Source organism: Kribbella sp. NPDC059898, assembly GCF_042730855.1.
Classification (GTDB): domain Bacteria; phylum Actinomycetota; class Actinomycetes; order Propionibacteriales; family Kribbellaceae; genus Kribbella.
This window is the reverse complement of record NZ_JBHWKR010000026.1, coordinates 60,907-86,825: the sequence shown is the minus strand read 5'-3', so window position 1 is coordinate 86,825 and position 25,919 is coordinate 60,907. Positions and strand designations below refer to the sequence as shown.

Sequence of the window (25,919 nt, the reverse complement as noted above, 5' to 3'; positions counted from 1 at the left end):
GGGGGGGCGCTGACGCGCCGACCCACTAGCCAGCCCTGACGGGCTGCCAAAGGTTGCCCTAGGCAAGTGCTCACCCTTTGTGTTGGACGTGCCCGGCGCTGACGCGCCGACACGCCCAACACGAGCCTGACGGCTCCACGTTCACGATGCTGACGCATCGCAAACTCAAACCCCCAAACCCCTTACGCACAAGGGCACCCAACCCCCACCATTGCCACCAGCAACAACCCCTCCTCCCCTTTCCCCCGCTGCCGCCGGCCGCCACTCACACATCAACCTGCTACTCTAACGCCGACACGACTCACAACCAAAAACCACCACACCCCCGTCACCTCCAACCCAAAGCCCCCACCCACACAACAGGCAGGGGCCCCAGGCAACCTCAGGCCCGGGACGAGAAGGTCCCGACCGAGCCGCACTCGCAGCGAGCCTCTTGGAAGTTGACGCGGCCGTGAGCGCTGTACTGGCGCTCGAGCCGGTACAGGTGCTTGTGCCACGCCGCAAGCGGCTCAGTCCAGCCCTCGGGCATGGGAGCGTCGAGGGTCAGGTACAAGGGATGCCGGTTGGGCTGGGCGAGGTGAAGGCTGTGCCAGTACGCGCCTTCGGTGGTCGAGAGCACATAGTCGTACGCGCCGCAGGAGCACTGGGCGACCAGATCACCGAATCCGCCGTTGAGGTAGTCGCGCGTGGTGGGTACATCGAAGGTGAGGACGTGGGCGCTGTTGGCGGTCGCGGTGATCAAGTCATCGGGTCTCCTTCAGGTTTGTGGGCCGGTTCAGCCAAGGGTGTGGATGGTGCTGATCGGCTGATCGGCTGGTTCAGGCATCCTGTTCGTCGTTGTAGTAGTCAATGGCCCGTTCCGCGACCTCTGCGCCGTCGTAGCCGCGTCGGTCAGCAAGGTGCATCAGGTCCGCAATCAGGTCCGCGATCGATGTATCGATCTCGTTCGCTGCAGAGATCCCAGCTGATGCCCTGTAGGCGTGCAACGCGTTCTGTGCTGCGCGCCGGATAACTCCGTTGTTGGACATGGCTTTCCCCAGGCCTCAGATGCCGATCCGCATCCAATGAACCTGCCAGTCATGCGGCAGGAACCCGCCCCCTGACATCCACTCATCAAGCGCCTGCACCAGCTCGGCCAGCTCACCGCCGCATTCCAGCTCAAGCTGGCTCGACACCAGTGCACGGATCATCGCAAGAGTCTCGTTCGGATCCATCGGACTCTCACCCATCCCACTCGCATACCAAGCCTGCCAGCTCTGGCAGGTCTGACACCATCACGGTCGCCGTGTAGATGGCGTACTCACGCTGGCCCCTGCCGTCGCCTGTGTGCGGAAAGACCACGTCCTCCCACCAGTCCTCGATCCCTTCTGGAGTCAGATCAGCCGGACACTCCACGACGACGTACGCCCAGCTCTGCCGGTCAGGATAGAAGTTCTCGATACTCGCAATGGTCATGACTGACCCCTTGAAAATAAGGGGATTGGCTAGATCCCCGACCCTTGGTTGGTATCGACCACACTATCCCGCGACACCGACACTTCAGGGCCTACAACCTCTCCGGATCACCCCGCATGGGGTCCCGCCGGCCACGCAAGTACGGGTGGCTCTCTTGCTTCTTCGGAGAGCCACCCGTACTGACGTCTATTACGTGAGGCGGGGCCGCCTACATGTGTGCATCCTGGAACACCTTGCCAACAGCCCGCAAAGCCCTCAGATTGCGCGGACGGTTGCTCAGTCGCGTCACCATCGCAGTCAGAACCGCGGCTGTGTCGTCACTGATCGACCGCAAAGAACCGGTGCCACGGGCACCAGCAAACACCGCACGACCGTAGTACGGCTGGCGGGTACCAGCGAGCTCCGCGCTGATCGCCGATGCAAAGGGGTTAGTCGAGCACAGGTAGATCCCGTCGCCGAGCACCCACATTTCAAGGACGCCCTCGATCAGCGTCACGCATTCAACCGCCCCGCCGAGCACATGTCGCAGCCCATCCATCCCGTCATCTGCGGCGGTCCGAGTCCAGCTCTCACACTGTGTCCGTCCGTCGACGTCGACCACGAGGACCGTCAGCTCTGCCTCGCTCATGAGTGGACTCCTGCCGGTCCGGCCTGCTGATCCTCTACCGCGTCCAGCACGTCCCTAACGCCCTGCACAAGCACGCCACCCGAACGGATCACGCCGTGGCAACCCGTCGACATCCGCGACGTCACGGGGCCAGGAACAGCCATCAGCACCCGGCTGCAGAGCGAGGCCCACTTGCCCGTGATCAGTGCGCCGCTCCGCTCGGCTGCCTCGACCAGGACCACTCCTCCGGCCAGGGCCGCGATCAGCCGGTTTCGCATCAGGAACCGGCGCCTGGTAGGCGCCGAGCCTGGCGGAAGCTCGCTCACGATCAGCCCGTGCTCGGCGATCCGATCAAACAGCCCCTCGTTCCGGCGTGGGTAGCTCATGTCGGCTCCGCAGGCCAGGACGGCAACCGTCGTCCCACCGGCCGCCAGCGTCCCCATGTGAGCTGCGGCATCGATCCCGTAGGCCCCACCTGACACCGTGGACCAGCCCATCTCCGCGAGGCCGGACGCGAACTCCGATGCGACGTACTCGCCATACGACGAGCACGCCCGCGCCCCAACGACTGCCACCGACCGAGCCACCCCGCGCCGCAGGCTGCCACCGCCCCGCACCCACAGACCGAACGGCACACCGGGGAGATCCTGCCCGGACACATCCTTCAAGCCCCGCAGGCTCTCGACGCCCACAGGCCACTCGTCATCGCCCGGGATCACGAACCGCACACCATCGCGGGCGGCGACCTCAAGATCACGAACGGGATCCACCCCAACGGCCCGCGCTGCCCACTCCTCCACCTCGAAACCAGCACTGCGGATCCGGTTCAGCAGCTCAACCGGCGGCATAGTCAGATACGCCGACCGCATCGCGTGATCCGGCTCGATCACCCTGGTCAGTGCCGCGCGAGCGCGGCGGTCGTCATCGAAACTCGACATGGGAACTCCCGTTCCTTACGTGGGGATTGGCTAGATCCCTCTTGGTTGGTTCACCACCAACGCTACCGCCACCCACCGACAATCACGCCCGGTTTTGCCCGCCGGCGCACCCCGCATGGGGTCCTGGCCGGCGGGCAAACGTTGGGAGGGGCCAACCCCGGTGTCGAGTTGGCCCCTCCCACGTTCCAGTTGCTACGCCTTCTGGCCCCGCACTACCGCTTCGGTGATGAACCCAAGCGGCACGTCGGCCCCCTCCTTGCGTGCCTGCTTGCCGTCGAACAGCGAACGCTCGACCTCGCCGATGATGTGGACCGCGAACTCACGCCACCAGTGCGACCCCACCGTCACAGCCGGGATGGCGGCCGCCGCGATGGTGGCCGTGCCGAACGAGACAGTTCTCGGCAGACCAGCACACAGCTGGTCGCGCAGCTCGCCGATCTGCTCTGTGAAGGCTGTCGTGTCGTTGATCGCGGCAACGACCACGATCTCGTCACCACCGAAGGTTGCAAGGCACGCCAGCGGCAGGTCAGCAGCATGCAGCCAGCCCCGAGCGATCGTCCCGAGCCGTCCCATGAACGCGTTGCCCGCCAGGTGGCCGAACGACTGCGCGTCAACCGCTCTGCGGCCCTCAACGAACGACTTGAGGTTGTCCACGTCACCGATCGCCAGCCCGAACCCGATCCCGCCCCGCAACGTCAGCTGAAGGATCGTCGGAAGACACGCAAAGAAGTCCGGCCAGGCAACGAGGCCCGTCGTCGGGTCGTCGCGTGCTCCGCTGCACCACCCGCCCCTGGTCGGGTCAGGGAACCGGTCATAGCGCACGCCGCGCAGCTGCTGCCCCGACGTGTGGCTGTTGCCCCGGAGACGACGTGGAAGGGAACGCAATACCGACAGAGATCTACCCTGCATGAGGAGGTCCTCCGCGCTTCTGTGGGGTGGCTAGCCCCGGTGGTTGGTCACTTCCAACCTAGCGCCGAGCACCCCCGAAATCAGCCCCAAATCATCACCGGGACACCCCGCATGGGGTCCTCCCGGTGATGATCGGTTGCCAACCGCAAACACACGGGCTCCGGCGTCGGCATCTCCAACAGCGGGACGGCGGTCGGGTGCCGGAGGCTTCAGACGCTGATCGCCTGGTGATCTGCGTGAGCCGCGGTCAGCGCCGACATGACCAGCTCGGCGTCCGTCAGCGGCGCGGACGGGAACTTCCGTGACCATAGCCACCGACGCACTCCTCCGGCCCCACGCGATGGCGGAGCCAGCACCGGCGCGGCCGGCGTCACCAGCTCGACGCCTGGCGCGGCAATCAGCCCTTGCGCGACCGGGGCGGTGCAGAACACCCACCCACCACCGGGGATACGCATGACCGGAGGCCAGACCGACAGACGCTGGTGCTCGAGGCGCCGCATGCCATACGACCCCAGGACGAGCGGAACCCGCCAAACGGCCACCGCCGGCCCAGACGCGATCAGCAAGTTCGGTGGGAGCGGCACACGCCAGACCTCATCCACCTTGCTCGGGACGGAGATGGGCTCCGGCTCCAGCGGGTGCATGCCTGGCGTGTCGCACCAGCGATCACGGCAGCTGCAACGCCACGTGGTCCGCCAGCTCGTCGCGTCGGGATCAGGCACCATCGGCAATCCTGGCATCACAGCAATCCCATGCTCCACGTAGGCCCGAGCAGCCGTTCGCAGTCGTTCGCTCTTCTTCAACACGTGGCCAACCTCCTGGCTCTCATCATGGCCTATCGCTTCCGGCACTTGCTGTTGTCACGACTCGACGGCAACACACCATCGGTCTTCTGCGGCACCAGGACGCCGACCTCGACGTACTGGGGAACGGACAACACGTGGCCCATGCCAAGCCACGCCGGCTGCTCTCCCTCGACTCCATGCGCGAAGACACACCCGTTCGGCATGTACTCGACACTGGTCAGGCGAATCGGATCGCTCCAGTACTCCGGGTACAGCAAGCCGGCGGGCCGGTCTGCTTCGACCGGCCGACACCCGCCCGGCGTACGGACTATCGAGCCCTCCCCAACATCCGCCCAGATACTGAACATCCACCCGTCAGGCGCCACGGTGCGACTTCGCATCCTGCGCTCGAGCTCGGCCGCGGTCCGGGCCGGCACGTCGACCAGTCTCACGAGGCCGGCGGCCGCCGCGGCCCGTGTGGTGTGGTCGGTCCCGACCTTTGTCCCCGAGCCTGATAGCCCACCACGTCCGGCGCGTCCGGCGAACGTGCCCAGCGAGCAGGCCGTCGACCGTCACGGGATATCGCCCCTGCTCGTCGCGGGCTTCGAGCTCGTACCGTGGCGCGGCCTCGCGATCCTGCGCTCCGGTACGCATCAGCACCACTCGATGTCGCGGCCGAGACGGATCGCCTCGGCAGCCAGAGCTGACAGCCGGCCGAAAACGTCCGCGTAGTAGCCAGGCCGGATCCCACAGTCGATAAGGGTCAGCCCCTGCGGGTGGTGCCGGTAGTCGCTCGCCGGGATGCCTGTGTCGTCGCGCTCCTCAGCAAGAGCGAACATCACGCGCCCGAAGAAGTCCTGCGCGGTCGTGCCGCCGGACAGGTCCTCGTTGTGCAGACCGAGCGCATACAGGAGGACCACCGCGTTGGTCTGGGCCACGTTGACGTCGAGGTCGTCGTCGACGTCGCGGACTGCCTGCACGCAGGCGCCATAGATCCCGCAGGTCGCGCACTGCGCCTCGTGCGCGGCGAGCTCCTGGACAGCCGACTCGTAGCTGGAAGCGTTCAGCTGGATCCGAACTGGCCCAAGCCCGTCGTGACAGTCGAACTGAAACGCTCCGGTCGGGTTCGACTCGATCGTGAAGGTCACAGACATGACGACAACTCCTCTAACTGCCGTGCGGGATTGGCTAGATCCCGTTGGTTGGTTGCCGACAACACTAACCGCGGCCACCGACGTTCAGAGGCGAGTTCGCGCCGCCGGCGGACCCCATGCGGGGTGCGCCGGCGGCGGTTGACAAGACCCCCACGAGTCCTGTCACCGCCGCAGACCACAAGGAGGGGCTCACATCGCCGGGGATCCGGCCAGCGCCTCGCACAGCAGGCGGTGCCTCGTGACGCCGTCAACGTCGTCACTGCGCCGCAAAACATCGGGGGTCTGGGAGTCCATGACGACGGTCAGGTGCGCACGATGTCTGCTGAGTGTCACGCACGCCCTGCCCTTGTCCAAGGCAAACTCGGTCAGATCCCGGTAGCCCGCCAGCGGATGCAGAGCGACGACCGCGGCGCGCTCCAGGCCCTGCATCTGGTTGGCGGTGCCCACGAGGACGTCCGGCTCATCAGCAAGCAACGCCCGGATGCTGCCGACCTGCTGCGTGTGTGGGCAAACCACTGCCACATCGCCCCCCACCAGATCCCGGTCACCTGCCGCCGTGCGCAACGTTGCGCCGAGCAACGCCCGGACCCGATCGACAGCAGCGTCTGCGAGCCCCGCATCACCGATCCCACCGGTGACCGGCACCAACCGATGGGCCACCTCCGGAACGCTCACCCCGGACGGGTCGATGACCTTCTCGTCCGGACGCTTCGATGTAAACGGCAGATCCGAATAGAAGACCGGCTGAATCAGAGCCGTCGTCTCCGGGCCGAGCCTCCACGTGTGGCGCAAGGCAACAGTCTCGATCGCGTATCCGTGCGCCGCCCGCAACGCATCCGGCGCGGGCAGGTGCGGCCCGGTCGGGGAACGCCGCCAGCGTCCGGTCCGTCCAGTCACGACAGGATCGATCTGACCAGGATCGCCCACACACACAACCGATCCGCTGAAGGCACCCAATGCACCCAGGTCGGCATAGGTCGCCTGCCACGCCTCATCAACGATCAGCACGTCGCAGCCAAGCTTCGCCGGGTCTCCGGACAACCACCTAGCCGTCGTCGCCACGACACAGCCGCCGTGATCCGGAGAGAACGTCTCCTTCGCGCCAAAGACAACGGGAACGCCTTCGATCGTCGGTCTGTTCTTCTGGTCATTCGTGGCCCACAGCAACCGTGCACGGTCGCTCACCGCACCGAGCCGCTCCGCGATCTGGATCGCCTGTGCGCGAGTCTGCGCCGCCACGCCGACCCGCAGGTCTGCACGGTGGCCCAGGGCCGTTGCCAGCAGCACCACCAGCCGGGTTTTGCCCGCTCCCGGTGGCGAGCGCACCACCACGGCCGGATCGCCGCTCCAGGTCGAATGCAGCACCCGAGCCGTCTCGGGTGCGTCGAGCAGCGGCGAGCCAGGCCACTGCACCTGCGGTGCAGCAACTACGGGCGCGACCTCAGCACGGGCCGAGGACTTCTCGGGTCCGGTTCCTCGCGGATCCGCCGCCACGCGACGGGGAAGAGTACGCATCGTCTTGGTCCTTTCAGGCTCTCATTGGTGGGCTATTCGGAAGCAGCGAGGAACACGTCCAGCGGCACATCACGGCGACTCGTCACCGGCGCTCTTCCGGTGGTCAGCCATGACCGGCGAGCGCTGTACAGGCGGCGATACCGCGCTCTCGTTGCCTTCATCGCTTCCGGCGACGGAGGGGCCGCACGGACACTCACGCGAGCCCCTGAGACCGGCCGTCTCGCCGCCACGACGGACAGCACGAGAACCAGTTCCCCATCGACCACCACGATGTCGAGCACGGTGCCGGAGAACTGGCCATCCAACTGCCGACCATCGGCGTACCCGGCCCAGCCCACGATCTTGCTCTGTGACTTCAGACGGGTGGCGAACCGATCGCACGCGACCCCGACCGCCGTCGCCGGAAAACCCGTCAGCCCGCCAGTCACGCGACCACTGCTCACATGGCCCGTGTGCAACGCCCGCCGACACCACAGCGGATCAGCCAGCAACGCCGCGTCGTACAGGTCGGCAGCGTCGCACCGCTCCCGCAGCCCGGTCGCCGCGCGGCTCACGCTGTCGGGGCCGCGCCAGTCCTGACCATCCGCGTGCTCGCGCTGTGCGAAGCTCCACGACCAGTCGTCATCGTTCGCGACCGCGTCCAGTCCCGGCAGCACGCGACCATCACTGACCAGCGCCAGAAGATCGAGCAGGGTCGAGCAGTCGTCACCGAGCACCTTCAACCACCGACGCCACACCTGCGCCGATGACTCGGCGTGTGGCGTCTCGCCGGTGACCCACCTGGTCCGGCACAGCGGCACGAGCGGAACCACAGCCGTGCTGCCCGGAAAGTCCGACCGCTCACCCCACCATGCAATGTGCGCGGCAGCGTCCTCGTACTCGTCGTCTCCGTCGTTGCCGTAGGCAAGGTCCATCAGGAGCGGCAACGTCGACTCGTCATCGGTGACCAGCGTCGCCCACGAATCGGCAGACATCCGGACGCCCATCCCATGCAGCAGGTCGAGCGCATCGCGTCCCGATGCGGTGGTCACCGCCGCGTCAGGAACCACCGCAGCTACCTTGATGCTCCCGTTGGACCGCCAGGCACGCACCGCCACCGGACGCCGGACCGGCAGCAACGGCGCGTGACTCAGCCGCGCAACCGGGCAACCCGACGACGCAGCGTGGAGGCGCTGGGCCAAGTCGAACAGCTCGACCGTCATGACGTTGCCCTCTCTGCCCTCTCTGCTCTCTCAGCCCCGCGCCACCCGTCGCGCAGCGCCTCCACCGACGCGGCGGGTGCCGCCGCAGCCTCAGCGCCGGACGCCGCCGCGATCGCCTGCTCGACCGTGAGCCCGGTACCGGCCAGGAGCCTGTCCGCGAACTCCCGCAGATCCTTGCCGACCCCGGTCATGCCGCGTCCCGCCCCGGCAGGCGCGGGATCGTCACCGTGGTCGCCCACGAAGGCGTCTGCGGGCACTGCGCTGACCCGTCGGTGATCACCGCGCAGATCAGCCGAGCATCGATCGGCTGCCCCGGCCACGGGGTATACCCGTCGGTCAGGACGACCACCACGTCCGGGGCCGGGCGGTCCGCCATGGCCGCATCGATCCCTACCCGCATGTCCGTGCCGCCGCCACCGACCAGCTTGATCGCCGCGACGCTTGCCACCTTCTGGGGCACCCCCGTCTCCGCGTCACACGACAGCAGCCGCACCCGATCACGAGACACCTGACCGGCCCGGAGCACGCCGCCGACCTCGCCCATCGCGGCGGCAAGATCCTCAGCCCCCATCGACGCCGACGTATCCACCACGATCGTCACACGCACCTGGCGTCCCCGCATGGCCGGTAACACGACGCCCGCGACCCGCCGCCGTGACGGACGTAAGTAGGTGTAGTCCGTCCGAGAGGCAGCAGCCGACACCGCCCGCCGTACCGCAGCCCGCAGCAGCCGCGTCCACGCCACTGTCGACGGCGCGAGCGTGCTCGCAGCCCACCGTTCCAGGCCCGCCGGCAAAGTCCCCCGGCCCTTGGAGACGCCGTACTCCTGCACCGCGACGGCGACCGCCCTGCGCACCATCCCCGCAGCAGCCGCAGACAGTCCACCCGTTCCATCCGGCACACCCGCGCCCGGACCGTTACCGTCGATCTGCGGCGCGGGCAGTTCACCGGCGACCGCCGACGTACCTGCGCCTGAGCCGCACCCCGGCCCGCCGTCGTCCATCCCCGCCAGGAGATCCGGGTGCGCCTCAGCGGCCTTGCGCAGCGCCGCGTAATACTGCTCTGCCAGCAAGCCGTCCGGGAGGCCAAGCGCGGAAGGGGTTACCACACCTTCGGGAAGGCGCACGCCTGCCGCGATCAGGTCATCGTTGATCTCCGCATCCCCCGCCAGATTGAACGCGATGTGGCTACGCGGGATCGGCAACGCATCCGCACGTTCCGCGTGGTCACGAAGCAGATGATTGACCTCGTGCAGCAGCGCCGCACCCCCTTCCACGGGCGACCACCGGGCCGGGCCGATGAGCAGGTCCGGGTCCATGTAGAGACGCCAATGAGCATCGACGGCGAACGTCCCCAGTCCCGGAGCAGCGACCGGCGAGACCGCGAACAGCGCGTGCAGGAAGTAGGGCATCGACTCCCCCGCCACCACCCGAAGCGCACGGAACGCGTCCAGTTCGATGCCTGACAGCGCGCGAACCGGCCCGCTCACGCCGCACCCGCAACGTCAGCCGCAGTCTCGGACAACGGCGCGACCGTGAGCCCCGCCGCTTCGAGAACCGGACCGAGGGCCTTACGCACCGACGCGGGCCACGTCGCACGCGGCGGGCGAGCCCGAATGTGGGTCCGCGCAGCGGCCACAGCAACGTCAGCAGCCCCGTTCTCAGCCGCCGCGACCATCGGCCCCCACGCCTCGCGCCAAGCCTGCACAGAGCCACGAGACGCCGCCCAGGCAACGACCGCCGACAGGACAGCCCAAACGCGGTCCGGCCTGCCATTCCATGCCACAATCGACGGGTCGGCGACCACCGCGTCAGGCGTCGGCAGATCCATCTCCTGCCGCCACTTGAGGAACTCGGTTCCGGCACCCTCACCGACAAGGCCCAGAACCAGCACCTGGACCGCAGCGTCGTCGCCATCGCGCACATGCGCGAGCGAGCGCGCAAGCATCGACCACGTCCGCCGCGACGGCCACGCCCCGCCCGTGCCGTCCGCATCCTTGGGCAGTGCGTGCAGCAGTTCGGGACGCGTCCGGATGAACGTCGTCACCGCCCCCATGAGGGTGGCCCGCCGCAGGTCGTCGGCCCCGATCGCCCGCGAGGTCGGCGGAGCAGACCATCCCGTCGTCTCGCCGTCGATCCACTCGTCGGTCGTCGGCGCGTACGGCACGTGGCAGAAGCGGTTCGCCAGCGGAGCAGCCAACTCATAGCCGCCTGCCGCCGTGTCCGGAGGGTTCGCGCCCGCCACAATGCGTACGTCACGCCCCAGGTGAAGGTCTCCGACAGTACGGTCCACCGTGACGGCCAGCATGGCCGCCTGCACCGTGTCCGGGCAGGTCGTCAACTCGTCCAGGAACAGGTATCCCGCGTTCTCAGCCGCAAGACGCTTCGCCCACGCCGGGGGGTCCAGCACTACGCCCGCAGGGGTCACCACCGGCAAGCCCGCCAGGTCCGCAGGTTCGCGGATCGACCCCAGAACGGTCTCGCACAACAGGCCCTCGTTCGCGGCGATTCCCCTTACAAGTGAAGACTTTCCGATCCCCGGATCGCCCAGCAGCAGGACAGGGACACCGGCCCGTCCGCACGCGTCGATCACCGTCACCGTGGTCGCAAGATCGCTCATGTCGTCGGCACTCCTTCACATCTCCGGGTGGCTAGCCCGGTCTTGGTTGGTGACGACAACTTAGGCAGACTGCAGGGACGGAATCCGGGCCATTTGGACCCCATGCCGGGTGCCCCGGCGGAGCGCGTGCCGACCGCCGGTTGGGGGTTCGGGAGAATGGACGGTATGACTGCTACAGAGGCCTGGAAGCTCGACGTTCTGCGCGGCGTCGCCGACGTCCTGGGCGACACCGAGAACGGCCTAACAGGCAGTCAGATCGCCGACCTGCTCGGGCGGTTGCGGTTCCCGGATCCGCAGCCGGCCGCGTCGAAACGGGCGCGGCTGCTGGAGGCCTTCATCGCAAGACACAACCAGGACCGCTCGGCCAAGCGCATCGTCACTTTCATCACCTACGCGATGGCACCTGCGGGCTACGTCGGCTCCCAGCATCTGTTCACGTGGCGGCAGGACCACTTGAACGAGGTACTCACGTTCGCCGGCCTCCGAGTCACCGACACAGGGCAGGTCGCCAGGGGTGCTTCCTCGTCGACGCTGGACGAGGCAGCGCGCCACGCAGCATCGCTCCAATCGGAACTACGCCGACGTCGCACCCATGCCGAGGTCCTGCGGTACTGCACCCTCGAGGTCTTTGCGAAGAACAACTTCCACGCCCAGCTCGAGGCCGCCAAGAGCGTCTTCGACAGGCTCCGTGTCCTGTCTGGATCACACGGCGACGGAGCTCAGCTCGTCGACGACGTACTCGCGCTCGGCCAGTCCGGCATGCCGAAGATCGCGATCAACTCGCTGCAGACGCCCACAGAGCGGGACGAGCAGAAGGGGTTCGCGAACCTCATCAAGGGCCTCGCAGGGCTGTATCGCAACCCGGTCGCCCACGACCCGCGGCTGACCCGGGCCGTCGCCGACGACGAGCTGCTCGAGCTCCTTACCACCCTGTCGATGATCCACCGGCGCCTCGACACAGCCGCCGTACGCTGAGCCCCCACGTTCTGGAACTCCGGACGCCACTCGTAGCCCGGGGCACCTTTCACGCCACCGTCGTCCCGCTGACAGTGTCAGTCGCTTGCGATGATGGTGAGATAGCCGACGAGCAGGTCCGCGGCCGTATTCACGGCCGCTCTTCGTTCCGCGGGGCTCATCGTTTCGCACTCAGCCCACATCTGGTCGTTGTTGCGGTTGCTGCCAATGCGGGCCAGACGACGGAACTCGGGGGAGGCTGGTCCGGGGACCGCGTCGTCCAGGAGGTCCGGAGTCAAACCGCCGGCGAGCTTCTTCATCGAGACGCAGGCCAGCTCGATCAGTCGGGCGGTCGTGGCCGGGTCCTCGATCATCAAGGTCAGGTGGACATCTTGGCAGCTGTTGCATGCCTGGATGACAGCGCCCAGATACTCGGCCAGCAGCCGGCCGTCGACTGGCCGTCCCTTCGCGTCCGGCGGGGGCAAAAGGCCAGCATCGTGCTCGTGGCTCCTCGGACCATCACCCATCTGTGCCCCCAATCGCCGGCCCTGTCCCAGCCCGGGTCCAAGGACCTGCTCATCGCAGGGATCGATCCCTCGTCACGGTACCTGTCCGCCAGACGACGACGCGACATCTCCGTGTCACTGCCGTGACCGAGTTCTGACCTGCGGGCGCTTAAGGACTGATAAGCCCACTTACCGGTTCCGGTTTGGGTCCCGGGCTCGCCGCCGGCCTACGTTGGTGGCTCGATGCCGTCAGGCACTCACGAGAGGATGGCCAAACCGTGGACGTCGACCCCACATCCGAGATCAGCTACGACGACGTGATCGTGATGACGCGCTGGATGGCCAGCGAAGGATTCACGCCGGACGAGATCGCCTACGCGGTGGAGAAGCCGCACAAGCATCTCGACTATGTGCACAGGGCAGCCGCTGGACTCGCTCCAGAGCAGTAGTTGACCGCAGGCTCAGCGGCACACCCCTCCAGACAGGCCGACTGACAGCCAGTACTCGAGGCGCTGTCCGAGTGTCGGGCGTGGAGGCCATTGGCCTTGAACTCGGGGCAGTACATCGAGTCCGAACTCGGGCAGCTCCATCCGCTCATGGCGTAGCAGCCGTTTGAATGATCGAAGGTCGCGGATCCACAGGAGCCGGCTGTCGGAGTCCCGGCCGAACATGGCCTCGTATGCGAGCAAGTTGTTCCGTGCAGCCGTGGCCGATTGGAATCCGAGCAGCCATGATGCGATCCCTTCTGCTTCGACGGTGTCGCGGCCGAGGCGGGAGGGATCGTTAGGCCGGTAATCGGTCAGCAGGCCGCATCGGTACAGGAGTCTGGTCAGGGCTTGGCTGCTTGTGTCGTTGTCGCTGACGGCCCACGGGCCGTGTTCGAGTGTGATCTCGGCGAGCGCGACGGGGAAGCCGGCCGCGCGTATCGCGGCGGCGCGGTGGTTGCCGTTCACGTTGACGCGGTGCACGGGGCCGCGAGGTGTCAGGGAGGTTGTGAGCGACAGTCCTTCGCCGAGGATTTCGTCCATGCCCGCCGGATCGCCGGCCTCCCTGACCAAGTTGAGCCCGAGCTCGGCGAGTTCATCAGGTGTGCAGTGGTACGGGAAGGCTTCGTGACTCGTGACGGGGATATCGCTCGGCCGCACCCAGGCGTAGACGGGCCTATCTTGTTTGCCGGTGGCTGGGTGCTGTGGTCTGGGCGCTGCGAGTACCTTGTCGAGCTCAGCGCGCAGCGTGGCCTGGTCGGTTCCGCGGCGCCGGTCGCAGTGTGTGCGCCACAGCTCGACGGCGCCGCGGTGCCCTGCGAGATCGGAGGCAGGAATCATCCCGGTGGAGGCCAGCATGTCCTGGGCGTGGTCCACATCCGCATTAGAGGCGTCTACGGCGAACGCCGAGGCGTCGACACCGCTGGGGTCGTCGGCCGACCGCACCTCTTCCGCGACGGAGTTCCTCCGGGCCTCCATCTCTGCCTCGAGCTCTGCCTCGGCTTCGGCCACACGTCGCTCGATCTCCGGATCGCTATCCATGACGCACCTTCACCCCATGCCTTGCCCGTAGGTCGTGTGAACGGGCGCGCTGGCGCACTGGACCGCTCGGCGGGGTCACCGGCCTGGTGACCAGGCGAGTGTTCTCGCCGATTTTCAGCTCCGCTCTTTGAGGTGGTCCGGCAACCACTCGGCGCGGACCTCAGCGCCGGCAGCGGTAGGTTTCCAGACGGTCCAGCCGTTCGCCAACCGCGCGATGTCGAGCCATCCGAGCCGAATGAACAGGTCGATCCAATCCGGCGGCAGCCCTGGTCGCGGACGCCTGTCGTAGGTACCAACGACTCTCCGCGGGGCAGGAAACTCCTCGCCGGTGCGTGGATCGTAGCGTCGCAACTGGCCGTGCAGGGTGCCCCAGCCACGGAGATCCTCGAGGGTCAGGGCGATCGCCCGCCGGTGTGCATCTGTCAGGGCGGCGACGGCCTGGTCGCGCTGCGCCGGCGACAAGCTCTCGTCCGGCACTATGCGCTCGCTCATGGATCCGGCCCCTCCCTTCGTCTCGACATTCGTGCGGCCCGCAGCTCATCGCGCGTGCTCAGTCCCGTCACGGGCCTGGTGGTCTGCAGTGGACCGCCCCACGCCCACGCCGGTCCCTGCTCCGTTCAGGAGGTGCTTGGGAACGGGCTCGCTGCATCGTAGCTCCCCTTCGCAGACCAGATACCCGACCCTCCAAAACCATTGACACTGGTCAATGCTTTACGTAATCCTTGACCACGGTCAAGAGTTTTCTTGATCGCGACTCACTGCAGACCGTGCCCGTCCGGGCCCTCTTGCACCAAGGGAGTGGGAATGACCGCATTGCATCTGTCCGGTCCGAGCGAAGAGGCGCCGCACGCGCCTATCTCGGCCGACCAGGGAGTGGATCTGACGGCCGCAACGACGGCTGCAGCAGGGTTCCTGTCCGCGCTCGGGTTCGACCTCGATCAGGGCGGACTGGCTGACACCCCCGGCAGGATGGCGCGGGCGTACGCCGAGATGTTCACGCCGCGCCCGTTCAACTTCACGGTGTTCGAAAACGACGAGGAGTACCGAGAGCTGGTGATCGAGAGAGCGATCCCGTTCGCCAGCGTGTGCGAGCATCACGGCCTGCCGTTCATCGGCACCGCCGATGTCGGCTACCTTCCCGGCAAGAAGATCCTCGGCTTGTCGAAGATGGCCCGCGTGGTCGAACTGTTTTCCTGCCGCCCGCAGGTCCAGGAGAGACTCACCATGCAGGTCGCCAGGTTCCTCGAGGAGCGTCTTTCGCCGCAGGGTGTCGGGGTCGTGATGCGTGCCGAGCACATGTGCATGAGACTCCGCGGCGCGCGGGTCGCGGGCGCCGAGACGGTCACCTCCGAGGTTCGCGGCGTGCTGCGGAAGGACGCGAGCGCCCGCCAGGAGTTCATGGCGCTGACCGGGAGCACGCGATGACGACGACCTTGATGACCACCGCGACCACCATCACGATCGGCGGCGGCGAGTTCGCCTTCTCCGCCGCGCACAGCGGTATCCACGACGGCCGCTTCGAGTGTCTCCACGGCCACACGTTCACGGTGGCTGTTCATCTCACGGGCACGTTCGACGCCGACGGCATGGTCGTGGACTTCGTCGTCGTGAAAGCCGCGCTGCGCGCGGTTCTCGCGCCGATGCGCAAGCGCACGCTGTTCGCGCTCGATACTCCTGAGGTGACGATCGAGCGGCACAGCGACCAGGTCGTCGTCACCGGTGCCGGCAAGCAGTACAGCCTGCCGGCCGAGGACGTCTTGTTGCTGCCGACAACGAGCACCAGCACCGAGGCGATCGCCACGTACCTTCTCGACCGGGTCATGAACCAGCTGCCACCGAGCCCGGGGGTCACCAAGGTTGCTCTCGAGCTTGCAGAGTCTCCGACCAGCTCGGCACGAGTCGAGGTGTCGCTGTGACGGCCGCCGACCGCCCGACGGTCCGCGCCGGCCTCGGTCATCGAGGGCAGGTCACGCTGATCCTGAGCTTACTGGTCGACCAGCTCAGCGCCGGCCAGTTGCCCGACGTCACCGGTTGGCGGCCGCGGAGTCCGTGGGACATCTGGTGGGTCTGCTTCCGGACGGGGCTGCCCGCGAGCACGCTCGGATTGGCGCACCTGCTCCAACTGGGCGCCCGCATGGCCGAGTGCGACGCCTGCCGGCGGCTTGTCGTCGACCTGACCAGCAATGCTCCGACCCACCCGGGGCCCGATGGCGACAACGAGTGTGGCTGCTTCACGGCCTGGGCCGTGTCGCTGCGCTCCCCCGAACCCCAGATCCATTGGCCGGCGCTCGTCTCCGGCGTGGCCATGGTCAAGCCGGGCACCGAACTGGGCGCTGTGACCGATCTGCTCTCTGTGGACTTCGAGATCCACGAGCGGATCACACGCGCCCTCACCGTCGCCGACGTACGGCGGCTCTACCCCGACGCTTACGGCGCCGCGTTCGTCAGCGGCCGTGATGCTTACCTGACGTCGTCGCCGAGCACGGTCCTGACCCTGCGGGCCAAGACCCCGGCCCGCGCCGGCACCGAGTACAAGCGATCAATCCGGCGAGCCCTCGGCCACGGTGACCTGCTGCGCAACCACCTGCACATGCCCGACAACCCCGGCGAAACCTGGTGCGACCTGCGCCTGCTCGCCGGCGATCACAACGATCTGTACCGGAGGTACGACAGTGGACACGCGACCGATCGAGTGGATCACTACCGGCATCTTCTGGGACTCGAGCAGCCCCGTTCTCGCGCTCGCTGACCGGGCAGGAAACCCCAACAACGTCCCTGTCGCCCCGGGTGACCGCGTCGCGGTGTGCCTCGGCGGGCCGCGACGGTGCGTCGGCTGGTGGCTGCCAGAGGCTGGGCGGCGCCGCCCCTGCCCGCAAGGCCGGGAGATCGCTGCGGCTGGTGGCGTGGCTCAATGTGAGACCTGCAGCGCGAGTGATCCTGGCCGCGCGTTCGCTCGCGACGAGATCCATGACGATGGAAGGCGCCACGCGCTCTACCTGGCGTGGTTCGGGCCTCAGCTGCTCAAGGTCGGAATGACCGCGGTTGAGCGTGGCGCAGATCGGCTCGCCGAGCAGGGAGCCATCGCCTACGTCTGGATCGGCTCTGGATCGAGGCCGGCGGTTCGCCACCTGGAACAGCGAGTCTCGGCCGCACGGATCGCCCCTCAGCGTCGTCGCAGGCCCGAGAAGGTGACGGCGTGGTGGTCGCCGAGCAGCGCCGCATCGCGTGCTGGCGAACTGGCGACCGCGCGTCGACTCGTCCAGGGCTTGGCCTCAGACGACATCACGCCGCTCGGGCCGGAGGTGCATGACAACTTCGACCAGTTCGGCATCGCCTCGCTGCCCGACAGCTACGACGAGCTCACCGATCTGGCCGCGGACGCGGCTCTCGTCGGCACGGTGCTCATCGCCTGCGGGCGCGACCTCCTCATTGACCTTGTCGGCGCTGGTCCGACGCTGGTCGACAGCCGCCTTCTGGCCGGCCGTCCCACGTCACCTGCCATCGCCGACCGCACCGCCGGGATCGTCGCTGTTGCGCGGACCCGGCCTCGGAGCCCCGATGCTGACGACACCCTCTTCTGAGACACACCCACGACGCACCGAACGGCTGGTTGTTGCCGAAGGCATGCCTGGAGCAGGCAAGACCACGGCGCTGCAGATCCTCGAAAGCAGGGGCCATGTGGTCCTCGGCGAGTACACGACTCCGGCTGGGACGACAGTCCCGGTCGGCAGGCATCCGTCTGTCGAGGACGACGTCTCCCACCAGCGCAACTGGCTGATCAAGAACGCGCAGGCCCGAAACGCCCGGCGGCAGGGGCAACAGCCGGTGTGGCTGGATCGCGATTGGCTCACCTCCCTCGCGTACGCCGCGAGCCTCGCCGACCACGCACTCCTCACCCACAGAGCAACCTGGGCCGTTCAATGCCTCGCCGCCGGGGAACTCGACATCGCCGACACCTACGTCGTGCTACACGTCGATCCGGGCACGAGCCTGGCGCGACGCGCCGCACGCCTCAACCCCGGCCACGTCTGGGCCCATCAGGCTGCGCTGGGCCTTCTCGCTCGGTTCTACACAGACCCCGTCGCTGCCATCGCACCGGCTCACCGCGGTCTCGCGCAGCGCCTTGCAGCCGCCAACTGGCGTCATCTGCACGCCCCGACCATTACCGAGGCGGTCGCCGCCCTCGAGCACGAGGGCCTCGGCTGATGAGATCGCTCACTGTCGCGGTCCTCATGCATGACGGCTTCTACGGTTGCGGTACCGGCGCGGGCCAATCCAATCGTGCCCTGCTCGGGCAGCTGATCGAACAGTTGCCTCCGGCCACAGACTTCCTCGTGATGCCGGTCCGCCTTGACCCGACCAGCAGCGAGTACGACAGGCAGTGGCACATGGCAACCAAAGCCCTTCTGGAGGACGCACGTCCGCATGGATCGCGCTGCGCGGTCGTTCCCTTGGAGAACGGCACCGACGGTCAAGTCCGATTCGCAGGTATCCCCAGCTTCGACCACGTAGCCCAGGACGCCGCCCGGCATCTCAGAACGCGGTTCGCGAACATCGCAGGTGGCCCGAGACCGTGGATCGTTGCCCTTGATGTCCCGTTCTTCGGCCTCGGCAGCGCCCTCGACACAGATCTAACCGGCAGGCTGGTCCTGGTTCCCCGCTCGAGCGCGAAGCTTCATACCCCGGACGACGCCAAACGCATTGCCTGGGAAACCCGCGCGCTGACGTCCGCGACGGGCCGCGGAGCACGAGTGGCAGCCATCTCGGCCCACATGCGTCAGCACCTGCAGAGCGACTACTTGGTCGATCCCAAACAGATCATTGATCTGCCGAATGGACTCGTCGACGCCGATTGGCGACCACCGCTGGACGGCCCGATGCAGCCCCCCGGGCACGGCGCAGCAGGGTTCGTGCTCTCCATGGGCCGCGCGACCCCCTACAAGGGGTTCGACGACCTGCTTGATGCGCTCAACATCCTCCGCGAGCAGCATGTCTCCGTTCCGCACACCGTCTTGGCGGCTGTCACCGACGGACTGGAGGTGTCCAGCTACCAGCGCCACCTGCAGCGACGGATCCTCGATGAGGGTCTGGACGTGTCGCTGCTGACGACCTTCTCGCCGGCCGTCCGGTCCCTGCTGTGGCACCCGGCGCTGAACGTCGTTGTCGTCCCCTCACGCACCGAGCCCTTCGGCAGGATCCCGCTCGAGGCGCACGCAGCCGGAGCGTCGCCGGTCGTAACAACGACGGCCGGGGGCCTGGTCGATCAGGTAGCCGACGGGCTTACCGGCTACACCTGCGCTCCGGCCGACCCGGTCTCGCTCGCATCTGCACTTCGCCGGGCAGTGAACACCGGTCCGGCGGATCGTGCGCTGATGCGGGACCGGGCTCAAGCCGACGCACGTCGTCGGTTTGACCATTCCGCGGCCGTCAGGGCGTTCGTTGCTCGCCTCGTCGACGAAGTCGACTAGCCCCGAAGGAGCTTCAGTCAGTCCTCGTGCTGCGCTGCTGCGGTCGGGCATTCGACAGGCAGCCGCCAACGGCTTCCCGCAGCCGCGGCCGCGGCCGCGGCTTGCCGTGTTCCGGCCTCGCCCCAGCCCAGTAATCGGCAGGCCTCGTCGAGCGGGACTAGCCAGCGCCCGTGCAAAGCGCCTCCGTCTGGATCCGCATGCCGTGGGCGGAATCCGGCAATCAGGCCGGCATAGCGCGTACACGCGGCATTGTTCTCGTGTGAGCCGGACTCGTAGCCGAGGTAAGCCAGATCGTCGATCTCGACCTGTGACTCTTCGAGGGCTTCTCGCCGAAGGGTCGCCTCGCTCGATTCGTCAAAGTCTTCGGGAGACCCACCCGGCAGATTCCAGCCTCCAGCGGTCTCCTGGATCAGGACCCGGCCGTGGTGGTCGAAAAGCCAGCCGTATACCTGGGCGATGCGTTTGTTCGCAGGTACGGCGTACGGAAACCACACGTACTGCGGACTCGCCGTCTCGGTCACGTTCCGCACGGTATCGCCGACCTCGAGGACCTTGGTGCTCGACTCGCCGCTCAGTGTTCGTGGCGAGCTGTCGGTGCCGTGATGAAGGACAGAGGCATGGCGGAGGATGTGCGGCTTGAGGCGTTCAGAGATCTGGTAGTCGGATACGCCGAGAAGGCTCAGCTGGGCTCAGTGGCAGTTCAGGTCTCGCCTCGGCTCCGAGACTGGGCGCGAGGCGCAGCTCGTGGCGGCACAGCACGCGTCTTGGTCGGCCCTCGCCTTCTCGCAGCCGATACTGAGGCGCAGCACTGGTTCGCAGCCCACGAGGTCGCCAGACTTGCTCATCGCCGTCCGCGATTGGGGGCACGGCAAGAGGACCTCCGCCGCGGCCGGCTGGGCCGTGGTCGGCAACACCTTCCGGTCTCATGCCGGGCTACGGTCCGGCAGCGCGGCCGGTGAGGACGGACCTTGCAGGTCGGCCGGGTCGATCCTGCGCGGGTCAGGGGCCTCGTCGGATGAGTGATACATCGCCTGGGCCAGCACCAGGGTCGCGTCGCACTCTGCGCAACAGAACCTCGTATGCATGGAGTCCACTTCGGTGGTAGTCCAGTGGATATGAAGGTCGTCGCCGACTTTCCATACCTCATCGACCTTGGTCCAGCGAGTGGTCTCGCTGACCTCCATGATGCTGTCGATTGCTCCACAGTCTGGACAGCGCAGCCGCAGCATTGTGCTGCCGTCCTGGCGCTCGATCTGGATCTCGCCGGGCAGTCTGTCAGGCACCTGCTGCCTCCTTATCTGTTCGCATTTTGATGCAAGGGTGCTGGCCAGGCATCAGCCGGCCGCGCGGTGTCCGGCGATCTTCCCGCATATACCTGCTGGTGGTTACGGCGCCCAGAGGTCACCGAAGGTCGCCATGACGTAGACGATATCGATGAGGCACAGTTCCGTGCCGTCGCTTGGTGCCAGCTGGGTGAGATGCGGCTGCCAGACGTTGAAGGTCGATGCCGTCAGTGCCGACGTCCACGGGGCGAGGTGATCGACGACAGAACCGTCCGCAAGCACCGTCCAGCGTTCGTCAAGTACGGCAACGACGGTGACTTCGAAGTTCGGTGTCCACGCCAGGCGCACGAATGCCGCGCTCTGGCACAGATCAAGCGCTCCCCTGGCCACCCCTAGCAATGCCGCGTGCGCCCGGCGGGTCCGATCGCGGGACTCGGGGCTGCCCATCGAAGCCCGGCTCGGCGACGCTCTACCGCCGGCACTTGTCCTGGTTGACGTGCCGGCACTTCCGATGATCATGGTCCCACCGACCTCCCTGACACAAAACTCTTGACCAGCGTCAACCGTTCCACATTCCTTGACCAGGGTCAACCATTTCGCACGAGTAGAGCCCCCGTCGTCAGTCCTCTGCGACAGTCGCCACCGCCCGCCCGTGCGCGGTCGGCACGATCGGCACGGTCGGCACGGGATCTACGCTGACCAACATGCAGATGGCAAGGGACGCCCGCGCCCCACAAGGCGCTGTCGGACGAACTCGGCGCAAATGCTCCGTCGACGGATTCGGTGACAGCCCCATGCCATGCACCGGCGCACCTCGCATCGCCTGACACCCGGCGGCCACGCGTGAATGCAGATCTCCAGCCCGCGGGTTACGGTGAGTTGCTCGCCCGGCTCAAGGACGAGGTCCGGGCCGCCCGGCTGCGTGCGCACCGCGTCGTGAACACCGAACTCTTGTCCTTGTACTGGAGCATCGGTCAGGCGATCCTGGATCGTCAGTCCAGCGAGGGCTGGGGAACGCGGGTCATCCATCGGCTCGCGGACGACCTGCGCGCCGAGTTCCCGGAGATGCGCGGGTTCTCCGGGCGGAACCTTCAGTACATGGCAGCCGCGGCCCAGGCCTGGCCCGATCCAATTGCGCACCAACCTGCTGCGCAATTGCCATGGGCCACGCGGCTACTGCGGTCGAGCGCGGCTGGTCGCGCAACGTGCTGCTCAACCAGATCAAGAACCGGCTACACGAGCGTCAAGGCGCAGCACCTTCGAACTTCGCTTCCCTGCTTGCTCCTGCAGATTCGGAACTCGCTCAGCAGCTCACACGCGATCCCTATGTCTTCGACTTCCTCGACATCACCGAGCCAGCCCACGAGCGCGAGCTCGAGCAGGGGTTGATCGACAGCTTGCAGCAGACTCTGTCCGAGTTCGGACGAGGCTTCAGCCATGCTCATGCCGGAAGATTGCCGGCGATTCGTCCTGAAGCTGGCCCCACACGTCGAGGCTGCGATCGCGGCGATCGCGGGCAACCCGCCGCACTCCCCCGGTGTGATTCCGTCCGACATTGCCCGTGCGGTGGTGTGGCGCGGGGCAAAGGCTGGTGTTACCAGCCCAGCTCGGCGTACGCCGTACCGCTGAGGTAGTTGTCGAGCCCTGCGCGCGGGTACGGCACCATGTCGTCTGGCAGCTGGTCGAGCGGGAACCACTCGATCGCGCCGCATTTGTGCGGCTCTGCGTTGACCGGCTCGCCTTCCCACGCGGTCGCGATGAAGAACAGGCCGACGCGAGGCAGCTCCGTCGCGTGACTCCGGTGCATCGCGTGGACCAGCCGCAGGGCGCCTGGGTCGACCTTGATGGCGGTCTCCTCGTAGGCCTCGCGCGCAGCGCACTCGATGGGGCTCTCGCCCTCCTCGAGGTGTCCGGACGGCATGTGCCACTGCCCGTCGGCGTACCCGGTTCCCTGTCGCTGTGCCAGCAGGATCTGGCCGTCACGGATCAGTAGGAGGTGGACGTCGATGATGGTGCGGAACCGCTCAGGTTTCATGCTGTCGCGCCTTGCTGGTAGTCGGTGGGTGCCAGTTGCGGGGTTGGTTCAGCGAGGCTAGCCCACCTGGCGCGGATCGCGGTGCTGATCGCGCGGACCGTGTCGCACGGCCGGTGTGCGTCGACGTCGACGGTCAGCACGTCGACACCGCGGCCCGCGAGCCGATCGGCAGCATCGGCGTAGTAGCCCAGGTCGATGTCGGTGCCGCCGTTGTCCTCGAACCGGCCGGAGCTGACGCCGCGGGCGCGCAGCCGGGCCCGGATGGTCGCGGCCGTGGCGGTCAGGATGACGGCCAGGTCGGGGGCGTCGGCGGCGCTGTTGATGGCGTCGATGAAGTCCACCGGTACGCCGTCGCGGCGCTGCAGCACCAGCGAGGTGGCGACGTACCGGTCGCACAGGACGAGCCGGCCGGCGTTGAGCGCGGGCCGGAGTTCGGTGTCGAGGTGGTGGTACCTGTCGGCCGCGACCAGGCAGGCCAGTGCTCGGCCGCTGAACTCGTGGGTGCCGTGCCGCGCGAGCTGACCGATCGCACCGCGCGAGGGCTCGGCCGTCTGCTGGACCGGGATGCAGTACTCGGCGAGCTCGGCGGTCAGGCCGGCGATCGCGGTCGACTTGCCGACCCCGCCCGGGCCGTCGAGGGTGACGAAGAAGCCGGGCCACCGGCGGTCCCTGGTCATGCGACCGCCCTTGCGCTGTTGCGCGCGAACTGTTCCCGGGACAGGTCGGCCATGTGCCGGCGGACCTCGTCCACGGGCGGCTCTCCGAACTGGATCCCAACCGAGAAGTTGAACTCGTCGCGCGAGCGCATCGCCTCGTCCAGGCCCTCATCGGTCAGGTCGACCGCCCCGTAGGCGAGCAGCTGCTCGGCGGTGTAGCGGCCGCTCGCCATCAGCCGGTCCCATTCCGGCGTACCGGGGTAGGGCCGGAACTCGAACACCGAGGCCCGGAAGCTGCCCGGCAGATGATCGGTCATCTCCCACAGTTCGCGCACCAGGGCGACGGTGTCGAGCATCTCGGCGCGCTGCTCGCCGGGGAATCCGAGGATGAAGTAGCCCTTCACGCGGATCCCGCGCTCGGTCAGCCGACATACGGTGCGCTGCACCATGCCGGGGTCGATCCGCTTGTCGATGTAGCGAAGGACCCGTGGGTTGCCCGACTCGATGCCGAGGGCCACTTCCCGCAGGCCGTTCGCGGCGAGACGGTCGAGACCGGCGTCGTCGACCTTGTCGAGGACGTTGATGCGGCCGGTGGCATCCCACTGGGCCCACTCCCCCACCCGCTCCGCGGCGAACGGCTCCATCATCGCCTTGATCACGCGCGGGACCCCGAGGAAGAGGTCGTCGACGAACCGGAACGCCGTCACGCCGTACCGGTCGCGGAGCTCGTACATCTCGCCGAGGATGTTCCCCGCGGTACGGACCCGGATCGTGATGTCGGGGTTCGCCGAGACCGCGGCGCCGCAGAACGAGCAGTCGTAGGGGCAGCCGCGGGCGCCGACCATGTTCGCTTCCAGCCGCCCGTCGCCTGCCAGGTAAGGGTCTTGGACCAGGTAGCGGCGGTCGACGTACGCGAGGTCGTCGATCGGCGGCGCGAGGTGGGCGTTGCTTCCGCGTCCGGAGTTGATTGTGCCGAGCAGCCGGTCGCGCCACATGACGCCGGGAAGGTCGGCGCGCCGGCGGTGGTCGTGGAGGAGCTCGACGACCCGGGTCTCGCCTTCTCCGAGGACAAGTGCAGCGGCGGCGCGCATGCGGGGGTCGGTGAGGATCTCGGTCGGCATCGCCTTGGCCTGGTGGCCGCCGAGCATCAGCATGATGCTCGGGTCCAGACCGGCGGCGATGCGCGCGCTGATCTCGTAGGTCGGGGCCAGGAGGTTGAACCCGGCCCAGCGCGGCGCGAGTTGGTTGACCAGGGCAATGGTCTGGTCGATCCCGAGGCCGTGGGCTTCGGCGTCGAGTACGCCGGTGTTGAACCCGGCACCGGCGGCCGCAGTGGCGATGTAGGCCATCCCGAGAACCGGGAGGGTGAAGTCGTTCACCCTGGGGCGGAGCGAGTAGTCACGAAGTGGTGCGTTGACGAGCAGAAGATCCAGCCGTCGGCCGGGATCGCCGCCGGCGACAACGCTTGCCTCGGCAAGACCGTGGTCACAGGTGGGGTCAAGGTTCGCTGGTAACACGTGCGCCTCCCTGGGCAAGGGTGAGCAGGGTCAGTGCAGACAGGTGGTCGCCCGCTTCGGACCGCCACAGCGGCCCGAACGTGGCGTCGGTGTCCGGCCAGTCGAGGCCGGGCGCCGCGCTACGCGCCCAGTGCCGGACAGCCATGTCGTAGTACGGGTACTGGGTGAAGTCGTTCGACCAGTCCGCCGCGGCCGCACCGGCGGTCCACGGGCCGACCCGATAGACCCTGCGCAGCGCAGCGACGAGCTCGGCTGGTGCCAGTTCGACCCACGTCGTTTTGTTGGCCAGGTACGCGTCCGCGGCCGCGCGCAGGATCGGGCGCTTGAACTTCATCCCGAGACCGTCGAAGTCCCCATCAGCCAGCTCCGCGACGCGCTCGGCCGAGGGGAACAAGAACATCACTCCAGCTGGGGTCAGCACCTGTTCGCCGAACGTGGTGCAGAACAGCTGATGCGTGGCCCTGGCCTGGCCGGCCGTCACGACCTGCCGGTTGATCGCCGTACCGATCGCGTCCCACAGGTCGCAGTTGCGGACCCGGGCCACCGGCCCCGCGGCCGCCAGCGCCACGCCGAGCGGACTGAACAGCTCGGCCGCCGCTTTCGGGTCGACGACGTCGACGAACGGCGGCGGGTCGCCGAGCTGCGCCTCTCGCGCGGGTGACACGTCGAGAACACCGGTGGCCGATTCCCACGTCAGGTGCCAAGTGGTCGCTCCGGACCGCATGACCCGCGCGAAGCCGGTCGGAGTAGCGATCCAGCCAGGGTGTTCCTGCATCAGGTTCGGCATCGG

34 protein-coding genes and 1 pseudogene are annotated in these 25,919 nt (G+C 67.5%); 10 read left to right on the top strand and 25 right to left on the bottom strand.

Annotation, left to right across the window (positions count from 1 at the left end; translation table 11 throughout):
- Positions 1-382 precede the first annotated feature (382 nt).
- From ACFV9C_RS42975 to ACFV9C_RS42910, 14 genes are all read right to left on the bottom strand, one after another.
- Complete coding sequence (locus ACFV9C_RS42975) at positions 383-742, bottom strand: hypothetical protein (protein ID WP_380203556.1); 360 nt, start codon at positions 740-742, stop codon at positions 383-385.
- A gap of 76 nt (positions 743-818) precedes the next feature.
- Positions 819-1,028, bottom strand: coding sequence for a hypothetical protein (locus tag ACFV9C_RS42970; protein WP_380203554.1), 210 nt, complete (start codon positions 1,026-1,028; stop codon positions 819-821).
- Positions 1,029-1,043: 15 nt separating this feature from the next.
- Positions 1,044-1,214, bottom strand: coding sequence for a hypothetical protein (locus ACFV9C_RS42965; RefSeq protein WP_380203552.1), 171 nt, complete (start codon positions 1,212-1,214; stop codon positions 1,044-1,046).
- A gap of 7 nt (positions 1,215-1,221) precedes the next feature.
- Positions 1,222-1,455: a hypothetical protein gene (locus ACFV9C_RS42960; protein WP_380203550.1), complete on the bottom strand. Its 234-nt coding sequence runs from the start codon at positions 1,453-1,455 to the stop codon at positions 1,222-1,224.
- Positions 1,456-1,663: 208 nt separating this feature from the next.
- The gene (locus tag ACFV9C_RS42955; RefSeq protein ID WP_380203548.1) at positions 1,664-2,083 is read right to left on the bottom strand and encodes a DUF3846 domain-containing protein; all 420 of its coding nucleotides are present in this window, start codon (positions 2,081-2,083) and stop codon (positions 1,664-1,666) included.
- Positions 2,080-3,000: a DNA-processing protein DprA gene (dprA, locus tag ACFV9C_RS42950; protein WP_380203546.1), complete on the bottom strand. Its 921-nt coding sequence runs from the start codon at positions 2,998-3,000 to the stop codon at positions 2,080-2,082. Before dprA ends, ACFV9C_RS42955 begins: the two co-directional genes overlap by 4 nt.
- A gap of 192 nt (positions 3,001-3,192) precedes the next feature.
- The gene (locus ACFV9C_RS42945; RefSeq protein ID WP_380203544.1) at positions 3,193-3,822 is read right to left on the bottom strand and encodes a hypothetical protein; all 630 of its coding nucleotides are present in this window, start codon (positions 3,820-3,822) and stop codon (positions 3,193-3,195) included.
- 296 nt (positions 3,823-4,118) lie between these two features.
- Positions 4,119-4,364 carry a hypothetical protein gene (locus ACFV9C_RS42940; RefSeq protein ID WP_380203542.1) on the bottom strand — a complete coding sequence of 82 codons (246 nt, stop codon included), beginning with the start codon at positions 4,362-4,364 and terminating at the stop codon, positions 4,119-4,121.
- Positions 4,365-5,347: 983 nt separating this feature from the next.
- Positions 5,348-5,848 carry a hypothetical protein gene (locus ACFV9C_RS42935; RefSeq protein WP_380203540.1) on the bottom strand — a complete coding sequence of 167 codons (501 nt, stop codon included), beginning with the start codon at positions 5,846-5,848 and terminating at the stop codon, positions 5,348-5,350.
- Between the two features lie 189 nt (positions 5,849-6,037).
- Positions 6,038-7,363: an AAA family ATPase gene (locus ACFV9C_RS42930; RefSeq protein ID WP_380203538.1), complete on the bottom strand. Its 1,326-nt coding sequence runs from the start codon at positions 7,361-7,363 to the stop codon at positions 6,038-6,040.
- Positions 7,364-7,395: 32 nt separating this feature from the next.
- Positions 7,396-8,565, bottom strand: a complete 1,170-nt coding sequence (locus tag ACFV9C_RS42925) for a hypothetical protein (protein ID WP_380203536.1) — start codon at positions 8,563-8,565, stop codon at positions 7,396-7,398.
- A complete protein-coding gene (locus tag ACFV9C_RS42920; protein WP_380203534.1) occupies positions 8,562-8,756 on the bottom strand; it encodes a hypothetical protein in 195 nt (64 codons plus the stop codon). The genes ACFV9C_RS42925 and ACFV9C_RS42920 overlap by 4 nt, the downstream gene beginning before the upstream one ends.
- Complete coding sequence (locus tag ACFV9C_RS42915) at positions 8,753-10,054, bottom strand: VWA-like domain-containing protein (RefSeq protein ID WP_380203532.1); 1,302 nt, start codon at positions 10,052-10,054, stop codon at positions 8,753-8,755. The genes ACFV9C_RS42920 and ACFV9C_RS42915 overlap by 4 nt, the downstream gene beginning before the upstream one ends.
- Positions 10,051-11,163 carry an AAA family ATPase gene (locus tag ACFV9C_RS42910; protein WP_380203530.1) on the bottom strand — a complete coding sequence of 371 codons (1,113 nt, stop codon included), beginning with the start codon at positions 11,161-11,163 and terminating at the stop codon, positions 10,051-10,053. Before ACFV9C_RS42910 ends, ACFV9C_RS42915 begins: the two co-directional genes overlap by 4 nt.
- A gap of 186 nt (positions 11,164-11,349) precedes the next feature.
- Between ACFV9C_RS42910 and ACFV9C_RS42905 the strand changes: the two genes are divergently transcribed.
- Positions 11,350-12,159 (top strand): TIGR02391 family protein, encoded by an 810-nt coding sequence (locus tag ACFV9C_RS42905; protein WP_380203528.1) that lies wholly within the window; start codon positions 11,350-11,352, stop codon positions 12,157-12,159.
- A 77-nt stretch (positions 12,160-12,236) separates the two neighbouring features.
- On the opposite strand, the gene ACFV9C_RS42900 is transcribed toward ACFV9C_RS42905, so the two are convergent.
- A complete protein-coding gene (locus tag ACFV9C_RS42900) occupies positions 12,237-12,665 on the bottom strand; it encodes a hypothetical protein (RefSeq protein WP_380203526.1) in 429 nt (142 codons plus the stop codon).
- Between the two features lie 257 nt (positions 12,666-12,922).
- On the opposite strand from ACFV9C_RS42900, the gene ACFV9C_RS42895 reads away from it, so the two are divergent.
- Positions 12,923-13,093 carry a hypothetical protein gene (locus ACFV9C_RS42895; RefSeq protein WP_380203524.1) on the top strand — a complete coding sequence of 57 codons (171 nt, stop codon included), beginning with the start codon at positions 12,923-12,925 and terminating at the stop codon, positions 13,091-13,093.
- 12 nt (positions 13,094-13,105) lie between these two features.
- On the opposite strand, the gene ACFV9C_RS42890 is transcribed toward ACFV9C_RS42895, so the two are convergent.
- Both ACFV9C_RS42890 and ACFV9C_RS42885 read right to left on the bottom strand, forming a co-directional pair.
- On the bottom strand, positions 13,106-14,170 hold the full coding sequence (locus ACFV9C_RS42890) for a hypothetical protein (RefSeq protein WP_380203522.1): 1,065 nt from the start codon (positions 14,168-14,170) through the stop codon (positions 13,106-13,108).
- A gap of 114 nt (positions 14,171-14,284) precedes the next feature.
- The gene (locus ACFV9C_RS42885; RefSeq protein ID WP_380203520.1) at positions 14,285-14,662 is read right to left on the bottom strand and encodes a hypothetical protein; all 378 of its coding nucleotides are present in this window, start codon (positions 14,660-14,662) and stop codon (positions 14,285-14,287) included.
- Positions 14,663-14,974: 312 nt separating this feature from the next.
- On the opposite strand from ACFV9C_RS42885, the gene folE reads away from it, so the two are divergent.
- From folE to ACFV9C_RS42855, 6 genes are read left to right on the top strand one after another with little or no spacing between them, the layout of a single operon-like run.
- Positions 14,975-15,595 carry a GTP cyclohydrolase I gene (folE, locus tag ACFV9C_RS42880; protein ID WP_380203518.1) on the top strand — a complete coding sequence of 207 codons (621 nt, stop codon included), beginning with the start codon at positions 14,975-14,977 and terminating at the stop codon, positions 15,593-15,595.
- The gene (locus tag ACFV9C_RS42875) at positions 15,592-16,086 is read left to right on the top strand and encodes a 6-pyruvoyl tetrahydropterin synthase family protein (protein ID WP_380203516.1); all 495 of its coding nucleotides are present in this window, start codon (positions 15,592-15,594) and stop codon (positions 16,084-16,086) included. The genes folE and ACFV9C_RS42875 overlap by 4 nt, the downstream gene beginning before the upstream one ends.
- On the top strand, positions 16,083-16,919 hold the full coding sequence (locus ACFV9C_RS42870) for a hypothetical protein (RefSeq protein WP_380203514.1): 837 nt from the start codon (positions 16,083-16,085) through the stop codon (positions 16,917-16,919). The genes ACFV9C_RS42875 and ACFV9C_RS42870 overlap by 4 nt, the downstream gene beginning before the upstream one ends.
- Positions 16,843-17,751: a DUF2797 domain-containing protein gene (locus ACFV9C_RS42865; protein ID WP_380203512.1), complete on the top strand. Its 909-nt coding sequence runs from the start codon at positions 16,843-16,845 to the stop codon at positions 17,749-17,751. Before ACFV9C_RS42870 ends, ACFV9C_RS42865 begins: the two co-directional genes overlap by 77 nt.
- The gene (locus ACFV9C_RS42860) at positions 17,729-18,376 is read left to right on the top strand and encodes an AAA family ATPase (protein ID WP_380203510.1); all 648 of its coding nucleotides are present in this window, start codon (positions 17,729-17,731) and stop codon (positions 18,374-18,376) included. The genes ACFV9C_RS42865 and ACFV9C_RS42860 overlap by 23 nt, the downstream gene beginning before the upstream one ends.
- Positions 18,376-19,638, top strand: coding sequence for a glycosyltransferase family 4 protein (locus ACFV9C_RS42855; RefSeq protein ID WP_380203508.1), 1,263 nt, complete (start codon positions 18,376-18,378; stop codon positions 19,636-19,638). Before ACFV9C_RS42860 ends, ACFV9C_RS42855 begins: the two co-directional genes overlap by 1 nt.
- Positions 19,639-19,655: 17 nt before the next feature.
- Here ACFV9C_RS42855 and ACFV9C_RS42850 read toward each other — a convergent pair whose 3' ends face one another.
- From ACFV9C_RS42850 to ACFV9C_RS42840, 3 genes are all read right to left on the bottom strand, one after another.
- Positions 19,656-20,159, bottom strand: coding sequence for an NUDIX hydrolase (locus ACFV9C_RS42850; RefSeq protein WP_380203506.1), 504 nt, complete (start codon positions 20,157-20,159; stop codon positions 19,656-19,658).
- 402 nt (positions 20,160-20,561) lie between these two features.
- The gene (locus ACFV9C_RS42845; RefSeq protein WP_380203504.1) at positions 20,562-20,921 is read right to left on the bottom strand and encodes a hypothetical protein; all 360 of its coding nucleotides are present in this window, start codon (positions 20,919-20,921) and stop codon (positions 20,562-20,564) included.
- 102 nt (positions 20,922-21,023) lie between these two features.
- Complete coding sequence (locus ACFV9C_RS42840; protein ID WP_380203502.1) at positions 21,024-21,368, bottom strand: hypothetical protein; 345 nt, start codon at positions 21,366-21,368, stop codon at positions 21,024-21,026.
- A gap of 336 nt (positions 21,369-21,704) precedes the next feature.
- Between ACFV9C_RS42840 and ACFV9C_RS42835 the strand changes: the two are divergent.
- Positions 21,705-22,031, top strand: a pseudogene (locus tag ACFV9C_RS42835) (DUF1016 N-terminal domain-containing protein); the annotation flags it as partial.
- Positions 22,032-22,153: 122 nt separating this feature from the next.
- Here the strand turns inward: ACFV9C_RS42835 and ACFV9C_RS42830 are convergent.
- Entirely contained in the window at positions 22,154-22,366 is a 213-nt protein-coding gene (locus ACFV9C_RS42830; protein ID WP_380203560.1) for a hypothetical protein, read from the bottom strand.
- On the opposite strand from ACFV9C_RS42830, the gene ACFV9C_RS42825 reads away from it, so the two are divergent.
- On the top strand, positions 22,268-22,555 hold the full coding sequence (locus ACFV9C_RS42825; RefSeq protein ID WP_380203558.1) for a hypothetical protein: 288 nt from the start codon (positions 22,268-22,270) through the stop codon (positions 22,553-22,555). The two genes, ACFV9C_RS42830 and ACFV9C_RS42825, sit on opposite strands and share 99 nt — an antisense overlap.
- Here the strand turns inward: ACFV9C_RS42825 and ACFV9C_RS42820 are convergent.
- Genes ACFV9C_RS42820 through ACFV9C_RS42805 form a run of 4 tightly spaced genes read right to left on the bottom strand, consistent with a single transcriptional unit; the run spans position 22,516 to position 25,916 of the window.
- Positions 22,516-22,956, bottom strand: coding sequence for an NUDIX domain-containing protein (locus tag ACFV9C_RS42820; RefSeq protein WP_380203500.1), 441 nt, complete (start codon positions 22,954-22,956; stop codon positions 22,516-22,518). The two genes, ACFV9C_RS42825 and ACFV9C_RS42820, sit on opposite strands and share 40 nt — an antisense overlap.
- Positions 22,953-23,633: a dTMP kinase gene (locus ACFV9C_RS42815; RefSeq protein WP_380203498.1), complete on the bottom strand. Its 681-nt coding sequence runs from the start codon at positions 23,631-23,633 to the stop codon at positions 22,953-22,955. The genes ACFV9C_RS42820 and ACFV9C_RS42815 overlap by 4 nt, the downstream gene beginning before the upstream one ends.
- Positions 23,630-25,129, bottom strand: a complete 1,500-nt coding sequence (locus ACFV9C_RS42810) for a B12-binding domain-containing radical SAM protein (protein ID WP_380203496.1) — start codon at positions 25,127-25,129, stop codon at positions 23,630-23,632. The genes ACFV9C_RS42815 and ACFV9C_RS42810 overlap by 4 nt, the downstream gene beginning before the upstream one ends.
- The gene (locus ACFV9C_RS42805; RefSeq protein ID WP_380203494.1) at positions 25,110-25,916 is read right to left on the bottom strand and encodes a hypothetical protein; all 807 of its coding nucleotides are present in this window, start codon (positions 25,914-25,916) and stop codon (positions 25,110-25,112) included. Before ACFV9C_RS42805 ends, ACFV9C_RS42810 begins: the two co-directional genes overlap by 20 nt.
- Between the last annotated feature and the right edge of the window lie 3 nt (positions 25,917-25,919).